This window comes from Paracoccus fistulariae, assembly GCF_028553785.1.
Taxonomy (GTDB): domain Bacteria; phylum Pseudomonadota; class Alphaproteobacteria; order Rhodobacterales; family Rhodobacteraceae; genus Paracoccus; species Paracoccus fistulariae.
This window is the reverse complement of the sequence record NZ_CP067136.1, coordinates 1,752,161-1,765,000: the sequence shown is the minus strand read 5'-3', so window position 1 is coordinate 1,765,000 and position 12,840 is coordinate 1,752,161. Positions and strand designations below refer to the sequence as shown.

Sequence of the window (12,840 nt, the reverse complement as noted above, 5' to 3'; positions counted from 1 at the left end):
CAGAAGTGAGAATGTTGACATGAGTAGCGACAAACAGGGTGAGAGACCCTGTCGCCGAAAGTCCAAGGGTTCCTGCTTAAAGCTAATCTGAGCAGGGTAAGCCGGCCCCTAAGGCGAGGCCGAAAGGCGTAGTCGATGGGAACCAGGTTAATATTCCTGGGCCAGGAGATGGTGACGGATCGCAGAGGTTGTCAGTCCTTATCGGATTGAACTGGCAGCTGAGCGGTTCCTGGAAATAGCCCTCCATGAGACCGTACCCGAAACCGACACAGGTGGACTGGTAGAGAATACCAAGGCGCTTGAGAGAACCACATTTAAGGAACTCGGCAAAATACCTCCGTAAGTTCGCGAGAAGGAGGCCCGATTGGCAGGCAACTGTCGGTCGGGGGCACAAACCAGGGGGTGGCGACTGTTTACTAAAAACACAGGGCTCTGCGAAGCCGTAAGGCGACGTATAGGGTCTGACGCCTGCCCGGTGCCGGAAGGTTAAAAGGAGAGGTGCAAGCCTTGAATTGAAGCCCCGGTAAACGGCGGCCGTAACTATAACGGTCCTAAGGTAGCGAAATTCCTTGTCGGGTAAGTTCCGACCTGCACGAATGGCGTAACGACTTCCCCGCTGTCTCAAATGTGGACTCAGCGAAATTGAATTGTCTGTGAAGATGCAGACTTCCCGCGGTTAGACGGAAAGACCCCATGCACCTTTACTACAGCTTCGCACTGGCATCAGGATTGCGATGTGCAGGATAGGCGGTAGGCTTTGAACCAGAGACGCCAGTTTCTGGGGAGCCATCCTTGAGATACCGCCCTTCGCACTCTTGATGTCTAACCGCGGTCCGTTATCAGGATCCGGGACCCTGCGTGGCGGGTAGTTTGACTGGGGCGGTCGCCTCCCAAACAGTAACGGAGGCGCGCGAAGGTTGGCTCAGAGCGGTCGGAAATCGCTCGTTGAGTGCAATGGCAGAAGCCAGCCTGACTGCAAGACTGACAAGTCGAGCAGAGTCGAAAGACGGCCATAGTGATCCGGTGGTCCCGAGTGGAAGGGCCATCGCTCAACGGATAAAAGGTACGCTGGGGATAACAGGCTGATGATGCCCAAGAGTCCATATCGACGGCATCGTTTGGCACCTCGATGTCGGCTCATCTCATCCTGGGGCTGGAGCAGGTCCCAAGGGTACGGCTGTTCGCCGTTTAAAGAGGTACGTGAGCTGGGTTTAGAACGTCGTGAGACAGTTCGGTCCCTATCTGCCGTGGGTGTTGGATACTTGAGAGGAGTTGCCCCTAGTACGAGAGGACCGGGGTGAACGTTCCACTGGTGGACCAGTTGTCGTGCCAACGGCAGTGCTGGGTAGCTATGAACGGACAGGATAACCGCTGAAGGCATCTAAGCGGGAAGCCCCCCTCAAAACAAGGTATCCCTTGAGAGCCGTGGAAGACCACCACGTCGATAGGCCGGAGATGTAAGTGCAGTAATGCATTCAGTTGACCGGTACTAATGGCTCGATAGGCTTGATTTGATCCGGAAGAAGACAGACTGTCGCTTCCAAAAGCATCCTTGGACAACAAACTGCACATGCAGCAACGCTGATCGCTTCTTTCCTGGTCTGGTGGCCCTAGCGCGAGCAAAACACCCGATCCCATCCCGAACTCGGCCGTTAAGTGCCGCTGCGCCGATGGTACTGCGTCTTAAGACGTGGGAGAGTAGGTCACCGCCAGACCTGGAAAGAAGCGAAATCTCTGATACGATGAAAATACGCGCAATCAAAACAAAGATCAGCGCAATCGGCGCGGGGTAGAGCAGCCCGGTAGCTCGTCAGGCTCATAACCTGAAGGTCGTTGGTTCAAATCCAACCCCCGCAACCAAAAATCTCCCGATATAACAGCGCGTTACGCCACACTTGGCTGTGTGGTATCATAATACCAAGCCGGCGACTCAACACCTACTCAACAAAAACGCGATCCTATGGGAGGATGAGTTCTGGAGCTTCCGGCAGGAGATTGGGCGATAGTGTCGTCTGCTGATAAATGCTGATCGTCGTCTGGATATTTAAGTTGTATTGATTCGCTCCGTTTTGCATTTCAGTCTTTGCGTATTCCGATTTGGCGTTTGCAGCTCCAATTAGGGAACCAAAATTAGCTGCCAGACCAAACAGAGAAGACAATTCCTGAAGTCCTTCCAAATCCGATGCTTCCTTTAAGGCGCGATCTCGATCAGCAGCAGCGCGCTCGTACAGCTGCCGAGCATCACGCATCTTCGCTCGTGCGGACGTAAGTTGCCCTTCAAGCCCCTTTTCTCGCAGTTCATCACGCATCCTATCTTCTAAAGTATCGAATAAATCGGCTTGAGCAGCCAGTTTACGCAAACTGTCGCTATCGGATGCCGAAGTGGCAAGGATTGACGTTCTGATGATCTCAGCAGTCTGCTGCGCATGCAGGCTGGCACTATCGGCCCTAAAGATCTCTACATCGCCATCCGGGAGCCTTGCGGCCCAATAAAACCGCATTTCCTTGTAAGTAAATGAGCGGCCCGCATCTAGGCTCTGCGCAGTCTCCAGTCCGAGATGAGCCAGCGCTGCCTTTGAAATGTTGATATTGACCAACGGATCCACGGGACGCCTTCCCGTCCCCAGCGAAATAGGCGGGTACGCGAAAGTGCTGCCGTCTGGATTGTTCAGCACGGTCACTGCAAAGAGCATGCCCTGTCCTTGCGGCAAATTTATTAGTGCACCGCCATAGCCGTCAACAACTTGGGAGCGATCATAGTATTCAGTCAGAAAGGTCGCGCCATAGGACAAGCCATCATCTATTGCACGCTCTAGCAATGCCTCACCAGCTGCACCCACAGCTACCTTTGTTCCCCCGGCTAATAGCCCACTCATGGTTCAGACACCCCTAAAGCCGCCATTATATTGCTCTGATGGCGCAGGTTGATATCTAGCGCCCTCCGGCAAAGCGCCTCGAAATACTGCGCTTTATAAGCGCTGATAATAAGCGCATTTAGTGCCTCAACCTGCTGCACAGTGCTTGTATACTGCCGATCAATACTAGCCTCCATGATGCTTGACAGTGCTAGTGGGCAGTCATTGTTGTTGATCACCTCGTATATAAAAGGGTGAGCAATTTCATCGGGAAAAACCGTTGGGGAATCCGAAATTCCCGTCTTGGAGTAGGAAAAAGACTGGTGTTCCATTCTAATGCCGGGACCGGGTTCATAACAATGACCGCTGATGGGGTCCGCAACGAGACAAGATGTATGTGTTGACCAGCACATCACTGTCTCACGAAGCTCAATGAGGTCATCTGATATCCAAGATCGCGCGACAATTTCTTGAATCTGTGACATGAGCGAGATCTTAATTGCGGTAAAAGAAGCGGGAACATCAGGATCAAGCGTGGCCCGGAAAAATGCCTCATACTCGCCGAGCGCACCTAACAAGGCCTGCGGGTCGATCTGGAGTCCACGCTCCATCATCTCCACGCGCAGCATGTCTGCGCCAATCAGAATCTCTGCGTCCTGAGCGAGAGCGAGATGCGGCGCACCATCAGCGATCAAACGATTTCCGCTCATTGATACGTCTACGAATATCCTTCGCGCGATCTGAAGACGGTCAAATATACTTGGCAACGCACGCAGATAGCCATCACTTGGTTCATCCTTGTGCGCATCAGGATCAAGCTCCAAGAACGCGGTATATGGCTCCCTCATCTTATAGTAAGCATCCGACAATTGGACGTTTTCGGGGATATTTAGAACATCTTGCCTGAGTTCGGCCAATTCGCTTAGAATCAGCTCGAGTTTCATGTCAATTGCTTCGATCTGAAGTCCCATTGCCTCAACTGCTTGATGCAGTGAAATCAGCAAAGGAACCGTGGGATTTGCCCCGCGCGAAAGGTACCCGGTCAAAGACGATGCTACACTGAATGCTGCGCTGGCAATCGCCACCCATCCCGCCCTGGCCGGAGCAGGAGCGAAAATAGCTGGCGCTGCGGCAAGAACGCCAATCGAGCAAGAGGATTTTAAGAATTCGCGCCTTAACATATAAAACCCGATATAATATTATGAGCTGGTTGGCCGATAGTTGAATACTGCGCGCCGGTGCAGCACCCTGTCAACCTTGCGGACGCCGAATTTTTCTGCCTCCGCCCGTTCCTGCACGGCCGCCGGATACTCAGCCACCGGCGGGCAGGCTGAATGATCAGAACCGTCCGTCCCGCAGCCTGTCAGCAAGGTCATCGCGATCACGGGGCCGATCCGCCCCTGCCTCCAGCATGTGTCGCACACAATGCTAGTGTGATGCCCGAGAGACTGATCGGTTCGCGTTTACCGGAAAGCGTCAAGAATTTTTGTCCAGATCCATGTTACAGGCATCTCATAGCCTCGGCCGGGCGTTCGAAAATAGGATTGATACCACTACCTTGCAGACTTTGGTGGTCTGCAGTGCTAAGCTGGCAGGGAGCCAGTAACGCCTACATGAAGCCGTACGGAGGACTATGCGAGTAACAAAGTCGATTGGTCGTCTTTTCCGCTCCGATCCCATTGTCATCGCCCAGCGCATGATGCGCCGAGCGGTTGCAATACTGGAGGCGACGATGGATCTAGTCGCCGAGGTCGTCACGTCGATCTGGAACGGTCTCAAGTCCCTCGGTCGGTTTCTTTTACGAGTTTTGAAAGGGATTGGCAATTCACTGTTCAGGATGAACGACTGGCTGGCACTGGCCATCCGCTACGTCGTTTTGATCACGAGCACTGCAGCGGTCGCCAGTTTCGGGCCAATATTGCTGGTGCTGCGCTACGCGTTTCCTGCGCTCGAGGTGCCGGCGTTGAGCAATGCAGCACGGAACTGGCCGTTTTGGGCGATATTCATCATTCTGTGCTTCTCGGTTTTCACGATAGCTGTCATTGTCGCTGAAATTAGGGATCGGGAAGCTAGCTTGGATGAAGCAACAGATTCCGCCCTAGCGCGCCTTCTCAAGAAAGTTTCGTTGTTATTTTCGCGCATCGTCGCCGCGGTTCTCATGGTTATTGCATTCATCAATATCAGTGGTTTGCGTAACGAGTTGCTGTGCTCTTCGGCGCGGCTGGCTGCGGTCTGCAGTGCTATCGACACTGCAGTCTGGGGCGTCGCCACACCTGATTTACCTGATGTCAGCAACGCTACCGCGCGACGTACCACATCTGAACTTGGCCCTCACGTGCCGATCGCGTCAGATTCCTCGGTCAATTCGGTGCAGCCAGCAAGCCGGGATCACGAATTGGAGCCATGGCTGTCGCAAACGCCAGAAAGTACGGCTGCAGCCACGGCGGAGCCGCAAAATCTTGGCCAACCCGGCCTCGCCGCGATACCTCCCGCACAAGCCGCCACGCCAGTCTTGGGGCCTGCGCCCGAAACCCTGAAGGCGGAACCGTCTGCGCCAGCACCGAGCGAACCGACGGCTGCCCAGCGGCCAGACGCTGGGACGGCAAGAGATACCCCATCAGAGCTAGCGGCACCGCCCGTCGCCCCGGCACTTAATGTAAGCAGTAGACCACCAGAACGGCCAACAGACCCACAAAAATCCCAAACAGTCCCCAGCCAGATGTCGATCGCGCCGAATCAGACCGCGTCAACGCCGCGCAGCACTAGACAAGTTGCCCCGCAATTGTGCGACGGACAAAATCGCGTCATTAGAAGGCGCGGACTGACTTGCGTGGTCGATCCCTGCGGCAATATAGTCCCAAATATTAACCCGGCTTGCGATGACCTTTGATAAATCTCTCATCATCCTGATCACGGCTTGGCTTGCTGGCTGCTCAACGAATGAGCAGTCCTCGGGCGACCGCAGCAACCTCATCGTGTTCGACTATGTCCAATCGTCTATGAGCGATCAGGAAAATCGTGCCGACTCGCTGGCATGCGGGATGCGCCCTAGCATGGGCGGGCCGACCCAGCTTACCTCTCGGCAAGAGGATCTCGTAGAGATTGATGAATGCATGCGTAGCAAGGGCTACGAAATCAATCCGGTCCTGCAACTTACATATTACGGTGACGGCAAAAGCCTTGAACAGGTGCGCGCCGCCTATCTCACCTGCGGTGGACGGGAATATGGCGCCAACAAGCTGCCGGTAACTCATGAACGTGATATAGTTAGAATAGATGCTTGCATGCGACAGAAGGGGTTCGACGTCCGACCGGGCTAGGAGGTGCGCAGTGTTGTGTGGACATCTCGTCTGATTCTATCAGGACGTTGCAGAACTATAGATCCCTAATTTCCTGACCAATTTTCAGCCATTGTGATCAGATGCACCCCCACAAGCCAGCGCTTGCTGCCGCAGGACATAGTAATCCGTCATCATCCCCACGACGACGGATTCCCTTGGCATCGCTTCGATCTCCGCCGCCGCCGCTTCCTGCAGCGCTGCCGGATACTGGACCACCGGCGGGCAGGCGCCATGATCAGAACTTTCCGTCCCGCAGGCGCTGAGCAAGGTCATCGCGATCACGGGGCCGATCCGCCCCGGCTTCCAGCATGTGTCGCAGCGCATCATTGGTCCTTTCCATGTGTTGCAGGCGCTCGGCGGCGCGCCCGGCGGTTTCGCCGGATCGCCTTGCGCCGAGGGTGAAGAGAAGAATGGCTGCGGCGAGGGCCAGCCAGGGCAGCGCCCGCCGCCAGAGGGTTGTGAGGGCGGCGATCATCGCCGCCCCCGCTTCCAGTCGTCCAGCCGGGCGTAGATGGTGACGGCGATTCCGGCCAGTGCCAGCGCGATGAAGACCCAGCGGAAGGTATCAAGCCAGGGCACCAGCGCCTGCACGGCGCCCTGCGTCTCGGCGATGCCGTCCTGCAGAACTTCGATACCGGCAGCGCCGACGGTCGCGATGCCGGCCGTGCCACCGCCTTTCAAGGTGCGGCTGTCCGCCAGCTTTTCGCGTGCCGGTGGCCGGTCGGGTGCAAAGCGCGATACCCTGTCCGGAAACGGCTCGCCCCAGACCCGGGCCGGTCCGGTATCGATATGGATGAAGTTCGACCGTGGATAGGTGCCGATGCCGGTGAAGCCGGCCTCGCGCGCGGCGGCAATGAAACCTTCCGGATCGTGGTTCGCCATGGAGATGTCGAAACCCGCGCCGGACAGGTGCAGAGATTTCGTCGCGCCGCCGACCCGGGCATTGTGCTCGGGGCTGCGATAGGCCGAGTTCACGATCATCGGCCGGTCGAGGGCGCGGCGCAGGGCCTGCAGCCGGTCAAGGGCCTGCTCGTTGACAAGCAACCTGCCGGTGCCGCGACAGGCGATTTCGGCCGGGGAAAAATCCGGCCAGCGCCATGCGGTGGCGGGGACATTGCGCCAGTGCTGATAGAAACTCATGTCGGTTCTCCATGTGAAAAAACCGCCCCCGGAATTGGGGACGACCGGTTGCGGTGGGTTTCGATTGGGGCGATCAGCTGGGGCGATCAGCGCGGCGGCAGGCGCTCGCGGATGACCTGTGTGTCGGTGTGGATCCGGGCCAGATCGCGGTCGATGCGATCGAAACGGCGGTCGGCTTCGGCATTTGCTTCGTTCTGCCGGACGGCGAGGGTGCGGATCTCGGCCGCGAGGCCGGTGATGGGATCGTTGATCGGCTGTCCGGGACCATCCTTCTGTCGGCGCAGGCCTTTCACCACAGCACCGATGGCGCCAATAATGGCCAGTGCCAAAGCGGTCAGCCCGGCCCATGCCGGTTCATCGAGCCCGTTCAGAATGTCCAGCATCGGCACCGGTCCTGTAGGCCGCGAGAAGATCGAAGAGGCAGGCCACGGCACAGGTGCCCGCACCGATGCCGAGGGCGGGCTGCTGGCCGAGGCACCAGGGCAGGGCAAAGATCATCGCCAGAAAGGCGAAGATCCCGGCGCCCAGCACCGCGCCGATCATCCGCAGCAGCGGCGAGCGCCGCCATGCGCCATTGACCACCAGCCCGGCCATGCGCAGAAGGGCGATCCATGAGAGCGGCATGGCCAGCGCCGCCTCGTTCAGACCCGCGCTCAGGAAACCGGCAAAGCCCGGATTCTCCGCCAGCGTATCGCCGGGCAGGGCAACGGTAATGGCAAAAACCAGCAGCAAGGCAGATGTCATCCATTCCAGCCCACGGCCGTGATGCAGAAACACGTCGGAAAACCTCACGAGGGCAGCCCCACGGTCAGGAGATGGATGGCGATGCGCACCGCGCCGCCGGTGAAATTCCCGCCGCGTGCCGTCAGCCGGATCGGGGTGTCGGCATAAAAAGCCTGCGGGCCGACGACGCCGCGATTGGTGCTGCCAGCGGCAATCCCCAACGAGCCGCCGAATTTTGACGCCTCGCCGACAATGCCGCAGTCATAGGATGTGGCGCCGGTGACTGCCGTCACTGTGCGCGACGATACGCCCAGCACGATGGCGCGGTCGGGAATGGTGACGGTGCTGTCGCGGCTGGTCCCCGACAGGCTGGACAAGGTTTCCTCGATGACCGCCATGCCGGTACTGGCACCATTTGCGCCCTTTGCCACAGCGACCGATGGTCCCTGCGCGATGAACCCCATGGCATCGACCAGCGGCAGCCATGCGGCGCCGGTCCAGACCAGCACCTGCGCTTCGTCCTCGACCCATGCCAGCCAGCCGGGCTGTGACGGGAACCGCATCCATGCCCCGTCCAGCCAGCAGGCGACATTCCCGTCCCAGCCGGACCAGACGCCCGTCGCACTGGGCGCGACAATGTAACGCGCGCCCTCGGCCGGGCTGGCGGGCGGTGCCGCCAGAGCCCGGGTCACGATGGACAGCTGCACCATGGCATCGAGCATGCGCAGCGCCTCGTTATGGGTGACGTGTTTCTGTGCCTGTGCGGCCATGAGGAAAGGCAGCGCCAGATGCGCTGTGGTCTCGGACATTGTCTTGTTCTCCTGCTGTTCAGAACCAGAGTGTGGTGATGGGGGCGGCGCCCGGGCCATATGCTTGGCCGATCTGGGCGATGCGGACACGGAGGCTGTCGCCCGGTCCCAGCAGCGCGCCCCAATCCGCCAGCTGCTGTGCGGCGGAATAGATGACATGGGTGGTCGATGCGGTCAGGGTGCGGGTGACCTCCGCGCCGTCGAGAATCTCCGCCTGCCAGTCTTCACTGGCCTCGCTCATCGGGATGGCGGCGGCGTTCCAGCTGTCCGCGGCGAGCGCCCGGTCGCGACGGATCCAGCGGATCTCCAGATCTCCCGGTTCGCGCCCATGCTGCCAGGGCTGGCGGACATGGACCGGCGCGAAGGGACGGAGCCCGATCCCCTCGGGTGTGAAGCTCTGGGCTGCATAGCTGGAATCGCTGACCGGCTGCGATGCCGCGCCGATGCGCCACATGGCGGGCAGGCCGAGATCGGCCTCGGGGATCGGCAGGGGCACCAGCTGCTCGTCCAGCATGACGATGCGGGCACCGGAGGCCACGACCGGCGCCATGTCCATCTCGGTGCCGCGCTGCCCGCGCAGCAGCTTTGAGAGGCGATAAAGACCCGGCGCAATCAGCTCGGCCCGGGAAAACTGCAGCACCTCCCAACGCCCGTTCGGCTGTTCCACAGCCATGGCGTTCTCGCCCGCGAAGAGCCGGATATCACTGACGCTTTCCAGCGTGCCGTCCGGAAGATCGAGATAGATCTGATTGCCGTGATCGAAGCGCGAGTGTGGCCCGGCATGAAGCGGCGCCACCAGCACGCCCATCCGCGCCCGCCGCGAAAACGTCGTCATCAGATCGAAGCCCGAACTTTCAAAGCTGCGGAAGACCGCCATCTGCCCGGGCCATGGTTTTGCATGGGCAGCGATCAGCGGCTGATGCGGGGCCTGATCCTCGCGAAGCTGCGGCAGATCGAGAAAGGCCAGGGTCGGCGGGTTGAAGGTGACCGGACGGGCGAGGCTTGCCGGTCGCGGGCTGCCGGGCGGCAGGTCGTAATTGTCGCGGTCCTGCCGGATCGCCTCGATGGCGCGGGACTCGGCATCGGCCACCGACAGGATCCGCATCTCCACCAGCCGCCCGTCATGGTCGAGATGAATCACATCGCCCGGATCGATGGCCAGCCGGGAGGGTGGCAGGCGGAAGGCGCCGGTCTCGCGTCCGGTCCAGGCCTCCATCAGAGCCCGGCGGCAGCGCCGCTCAGCCTCTTCGGGCGGGACGGCCACGGCAAAACTGTCCGAGGCGACGCGGCTTGCGTCGACGGTGATGCGGTTCGCCTCGACGGTCAGCCCGTCGTAATCCTCGTCGGAGCGGGCCACCTGCCATTTGAGGGCCTGCGGCAGTTCGGTTTCCTGTCCCCGGGTCAGATCCATCACCTCGCCCTTACTATTGGCGACCATGTCATCGGGCGAAATGGTCGCCACCGCTGACTGACCGCGCATGACAAAGCGGATCACACCTTCGCTCTCAGTGGCGTCAAAGCCGAACTGCCGGGCCAGCATGGTGATCGAGGTGCGGGGGCTTTCCAGCGCCGAGATGACACACCCGTCGCAGGCGCCGGTCAGGCCGGAGACATCGATCCATGCCTCGGGCAGCCCGGCGCGCCGGCAGAGATGGCGGATGAGGGCGGCAAGCGAAACTGCCCCCAACCGCCCGGTCAGCCAGTGGCCGAGCCGCCAGTTGGCGCCGTCCGACCAGACATCCGGCAGTTCGGGAAAGAAAGGATAGGGCCGGGCATCCCATGTCCATGCCGCGCATTCCGAAACCTCGACCATGCGACCCGCATATTCTGTCGAGGCTGGGTTGTTCGATGCCTTGTTCCAGAAAGTATAGGTCGCCTCGAGATATGCCCGCTGAATGGCATCGTCCCGCCAGCCGCGCGAAAAATACGGCACGAAGCTTTCGGACGACTTCGGATCATAAAACACATTCGGCTGGTTGGTGCCGCGGTCTATGGCGGGGCAGCCGAGTTCGGTGAAGCGGATCGGCTTTGACCGCGGCAGCCATGCGGTCGGGGTAGCGGATTCCACGCCGCCCGGCCGGTCGTAATGGCGGTTCGACCACCATGCGCGCAGGTCTTTATATCGGAAGACCCATGGCTTGGTATGCGCGCCATCGCTGATCGGAGTGCGGATCTGTGCCGCCCGATCCGCAACTGATCCATAGAACCAGTCATAGCCTTCGCCGCCCGCGATGTTGGACTGCAGATAGGCGCGGTCATGGATAGACGGCCATCCTGCCTTTGCGTCGAGATGATCCCAGCCATCGCGCCAGTCCGAGAGCGGCATGTAATTGTCGATGCCGATGAAATCGACGTTCTGGTCGCCCCAGAGCGGGTCGAGATGAAAGAAAACGTCCCCGCTGCCGTCCTGGGGATGATGCCCGAAATATTCCGACCAGTCGGCGGCATAGCTGATTTTTGTCACTGGCCCGAGGATCGTTCGCACGGCCGCAGCGAGAGACCGCAGTTGTGCCACGGCCGGATAGACGGAGGCCGAGGACCTGATCTGCGTCAGCCCGCGCAGTTCCGAGCCGATCAGGAAGGCATCGACACCTCCGGCCAGGGCGCAGAGATGGGCATTGTGCAGGATCATCCGCCGGAGACCCCAGTCTTCCTCCGGTCCGGCCCATGTCACCGTCTCGCCGGAGATCGCGAAATCCGAAGGCTGAGCGCTGCCGAAAAACGCCTCGACCTGATTTGCCGCCGCTGCGGTTCGGTCGACCGATCCGGCAAAGCCCGCGACTGGTGCGCAGGTGATCCGCCCGCGCCATGGCAGCACCGGCTGGCCGAGGGTGTCGGCATGATCGGAATACGGGTCGGGCAGGGTATTGCCGGCCGGGATATCCATCATCAGAAAGGGATAGAAGGTGACCCTGTGTCCCCGCGCCCTGATGGCCCGGATCGCCTCGATCACCGAGAAATCCGCCGGGGTGCCGCCATAGACCGGGCGTCCCTGATCGTCGGGGCTGACCACTTGTGCCGCATCGCGGGTGACGCCGTTCACCGACCATGCCGGTGTTGTGGTTTTCTGCGGGATCTCGACCTTCGGTCGGATCTGGCAATGACCGGCGCGGAGATCGTCGCCGAACCATGACACGACCAGCGAGACGGACCGGACCGCCGGGACCATGGCTTCCAGGCGGTCGAGCGAGACTTCCAGATCGGAGATGCCAGCCATGGCATTGACGTTCTCGGCGCCGCCCTCGGCTTTGCGGACCACGGATGTAGCATAGGCGAATTCGCCGGAGGCCGGGATCATCGTCACCGCCGGGACCAGCCCCTCCGCCGTGTCGGGATCGGCCAGTGGCCGGAACACCTCGAAGGAAAGCTGCGGCAAGCGATTGCCGAAGGGGGCCAGCGGCAGATCCTCGAAGACGACATAGGCGGTGCCGCGATAGGCAGGCGTGGCATCAGCGCCCATCTTCGCGGCGATGAACGGGTCTGGCGCCTGATCTTCATCGCCCGGATACCAGCGCCATGTGACATCCTTCAGATCGACGATATCACCATCGGCCCAGATCCGGCCGATGCCGGTGACGGCGCCCTCGCAGAGTGCGACAGCAAAGGAGGCATAGTAGAGATATTCGGTGGTCTCGACCTTGGGACCACCGCCCTTGCCGCCGCCCTGTTTCCTGCGGTTCACCTCTTCGCGGAAATCCGTGGCCCAGATGATATTGCCGCCGATGCGCATCCGGCCATAGAGGCGCGGGATGACGACACCCTCGCTGGCTGAGGTCAGGCGCAGGCTGTCGAGGCGCTGCCCTTCGATCCGCTGGCCGGGCATCAGCGAGGAAACGATCCAGCTGTCGACCATGCTGCCGATGGTCGATCCGATCATGCCGCCGATGGCCGCACCCGAAAACCCTATGACCGCCCCGCCAAAGCCGCTGCCGATGGCGGTGCCGACGGCGCCCAGAATGATCGTGGCCATGG

At 60.2% G+C, this 12,840-nt stretch carries 10 protein-coding genes, 1 tRNA gene and 2 rRNA genes (1 of these 13 running past the window's edge); 5 read left to right on the top strand and 8 right to left on the bottom strand.

Annotation, left to right across the window (positions count from 1 at the left end; genetic code table 11):
* From JHX87_RS08705 to JHX87_RS08695, 3 genes are all read left to right on the top strand, one after another.
* Positions 1–1,514 (top strand): 23S ribosomal RNA (locus JHX87_RS08705); it begins 1,318 nt to the left of the window's first position.
* A gap of 86 nt (positions 1,515–1,600) precedes the next feature.
* A 5S ribosomal RNA gene (gene rrf / locus JHX87_RS08700) occupies positions 1,601–1,715 on the top strand.
* Positions 1,716–1,783: 68 nt separating this feature from the next.
* Positions 1,784–1,860, top strand: a tRNA-Met gene (locus JHX87_RS08695).
* A 98-nt stretch (positions 1,861–1,958) separates the two neighbouring features.
* Here the strand turns inward: JHX87_RS08695 and JHX87_RS08690 are convergent.
* Together JHX87_RS08690 and JHX87_RS08685 are read right to left on the bottom strand one after the other, a co-directional pair.
* Positions 1,959–2,876: a hypothetical protein gene (locus JHX87_RS08690; RefSeq protein ID WP_271886805.1), complete on the bottom strand. Its 918-nt coding sequence runs from the start codon at positions 2,874–2,876 to the stop codon at positions 1,959–1,961.
* Positions 2,873–3,940 carry a hypothetical protein gene (locus JHX87_RS08685; RefSeq protein ID WP_271886804.1) on the bottom strand — a complete coding sequence of 356 codons (1,068 nt, stop codon included), beginning with the start codon at positions 3,938–3,940 and terminating at the stop codon, positions 2,873–2,875. Before JHX87_RS08685 ends, JHX87_RS08690 begins: the two co-directional genes overlap by 4 nt.
* 647 nt (positions 3,941–4,587) lie before the next feature.
* On the opposite strand from JHX87_RS08685, the gene JHX87_RS08680 reads away from it, so the two are divergent.
* Positions 4,588–5,745 (top strand): hypothetical protein, encoded by a 1,158-nt coding sequence (locus JHX87_RS08680; protein WP_272833922.1) that lies wholly within the window; start codon positions 4,588–4,590, stop codon positions 5,743–5,745.
* Positions 5,735–6,175 (top strand): hypothetical protein, encoded by a 441-nt coding sequence (locus JHX87_RS08675; protein WP_271886802.1) that lies wholly within the window; start codon positions 5,735–5,737, stop codon positions 6,173–6,175. The genes JHX87_RS08680 and JHX87_RS08675 overlap by 11 nt, the downstream gene beginning before the upstream one ends.
* A 256-nt stretch (positions 6,176–6,431) precedes the next feature.
* Here JHX87_RS08675 and JHX87_RS08670 read toward each other — a convergent pair whose 3' ends face one another.
* From JHX87_RS08670 to JHX87_RS08645, 6 genes are all read right to left on the bottom strand, one after another.
* Positions 6,432–6,671: a hypothetical protein gene (locus JHX87_RS08670; protein WP_271886801.1), complete on the bottom strand. Its 240-nt coding sequence runs from the start codon at positions 6,669–6,671 to the stop codon at positions 6,432–6,434.
* The gene (locus JHX87_RS08665; RefSeq protein WP_271886800.1) at positions 6,668–7,336 is read right to left on the bottom strand and encodes a YcbK family protein; all 669 of its coding nucleotides are present in this window, start codon (positions 7,334–7,336) and stop codon (positions 6,668–6,670) included. Before JHX87_RS08665 ends, JHX87_RS08670 begins: the two co-directional genes overlap by 4 nt.
* Before the next feature lie 86 nt (positions 7,337–7,422).
* Positions 7,423–7,719 carry a hypothetical protein gene (locus tag JHX87_RS08660; RefSeq protein WP_271886799.1) on the bottom strand — a complete coding sequence of 99 codons (297 nt, stop codon included), beginning with the start codon at positions 7,717–7,719 and terminating at the stop codon, positions 7,423–7,425.
* Complete coding sequence (locus JHX87_RS08655; protein ID WP_271886798.1) at positions 7,691–8,128, bottom strand: hypothetical protein; 438 nt, start codon at positions 8,126–8,128, stop codon at positions 7,691–7,693. The genes JHX87_RS08660 and JHX87_RS08655 overlap by 29 nt, the downstream gene beginning before the upstream one ends.
* Entirely contained in the window at positions 8,125–8,868 is a 744-nt protein-coding gene (locus JHX87_RS08650) for a DUF2793 domain-containing protein (RefSeq protein WP_271886797.1), read from the bottom strand. The genes JHX87_RS08655 and JHX87_RS08650 overlap by 4 nt, the downstream gene beginning before the upstream one ends.
* 19 nt (positions 8,869–8,887) lie before the next feature.
* Positions 8,888–12,838 carry a baseplate multidomain protein megatron gene (locus JHX87_RS08645; protein ID WP_271886796.1) on the bottom strand — a complete coding sequence of 1,317 codons (3,951 nt, stop codon included), beginning with the start codon at positions 12,836–12,838 and terminating at the stop codon, positions 8,888–8,890.
* Positions 12,839–12,840: the final 2 nt, after the last annotated feature.

Bases quoted from the DNA above. Each gene is read 5' to 3' on its own strand.
- JHX87_RS08660 (WP_271886799.1), bottom strand. From the start codon at position 7,719: ATGCTGGACATTCTGAACGGGCTCGATGAACCGGCATGGGCCGGGCTG.
- JHX87_RS08665 (WP_271886800.1), bottom strand. From the start codon at position 7,336: ATGAGTTTCTATCAGCACTGGCGCAATGTCCCCGCCACCGCATGGCGC.
- JHX87_RS08670 (WP_271886801.1), bottom strand. From the start codon at position 6,671: ATGATCGCCGCCCTCACAACCCTCTGGCGGCGGGCGCTGCCCTGGCTG.
- JHX87_RS08650 (WP_271886797.1), bottom strand. From the start codon at position 8,868: ATGTCCGAGACCACAGCGCATCTGGCGCTGCCTTTCCTCATGGCCGCA.
- JHX87_RS08675 (WP_271886802.1), top strand. From the start codon at position 5,735: ATGACCTTTGATAAATCTCTCATCATCCTGATCACGGCTTGGCTTGCT.
- JHX87_RS08690 (WP_271886805.1), bottom strand. From the start codon at position 2,876: ATGAGTGGGCTATTAGCCGGGGGAACAAAGGTAGCTGTGGGTGCAGCT.
- JHX87_RS08645 (WP_271886796.1), bottom strand. From the start codon at position 12,838: ATGGCCACGATCATTCTGGGCGCCGTCGGCACCGCCATCGGCAGCGGC.
- JHX87_RS08680 (WP_272833922.1), top strand. From the start codon at position 4,588: ATGGATCTAGTCGCCGAGGTCGTCACGTCGATCTGGAACGGTCTCAAG.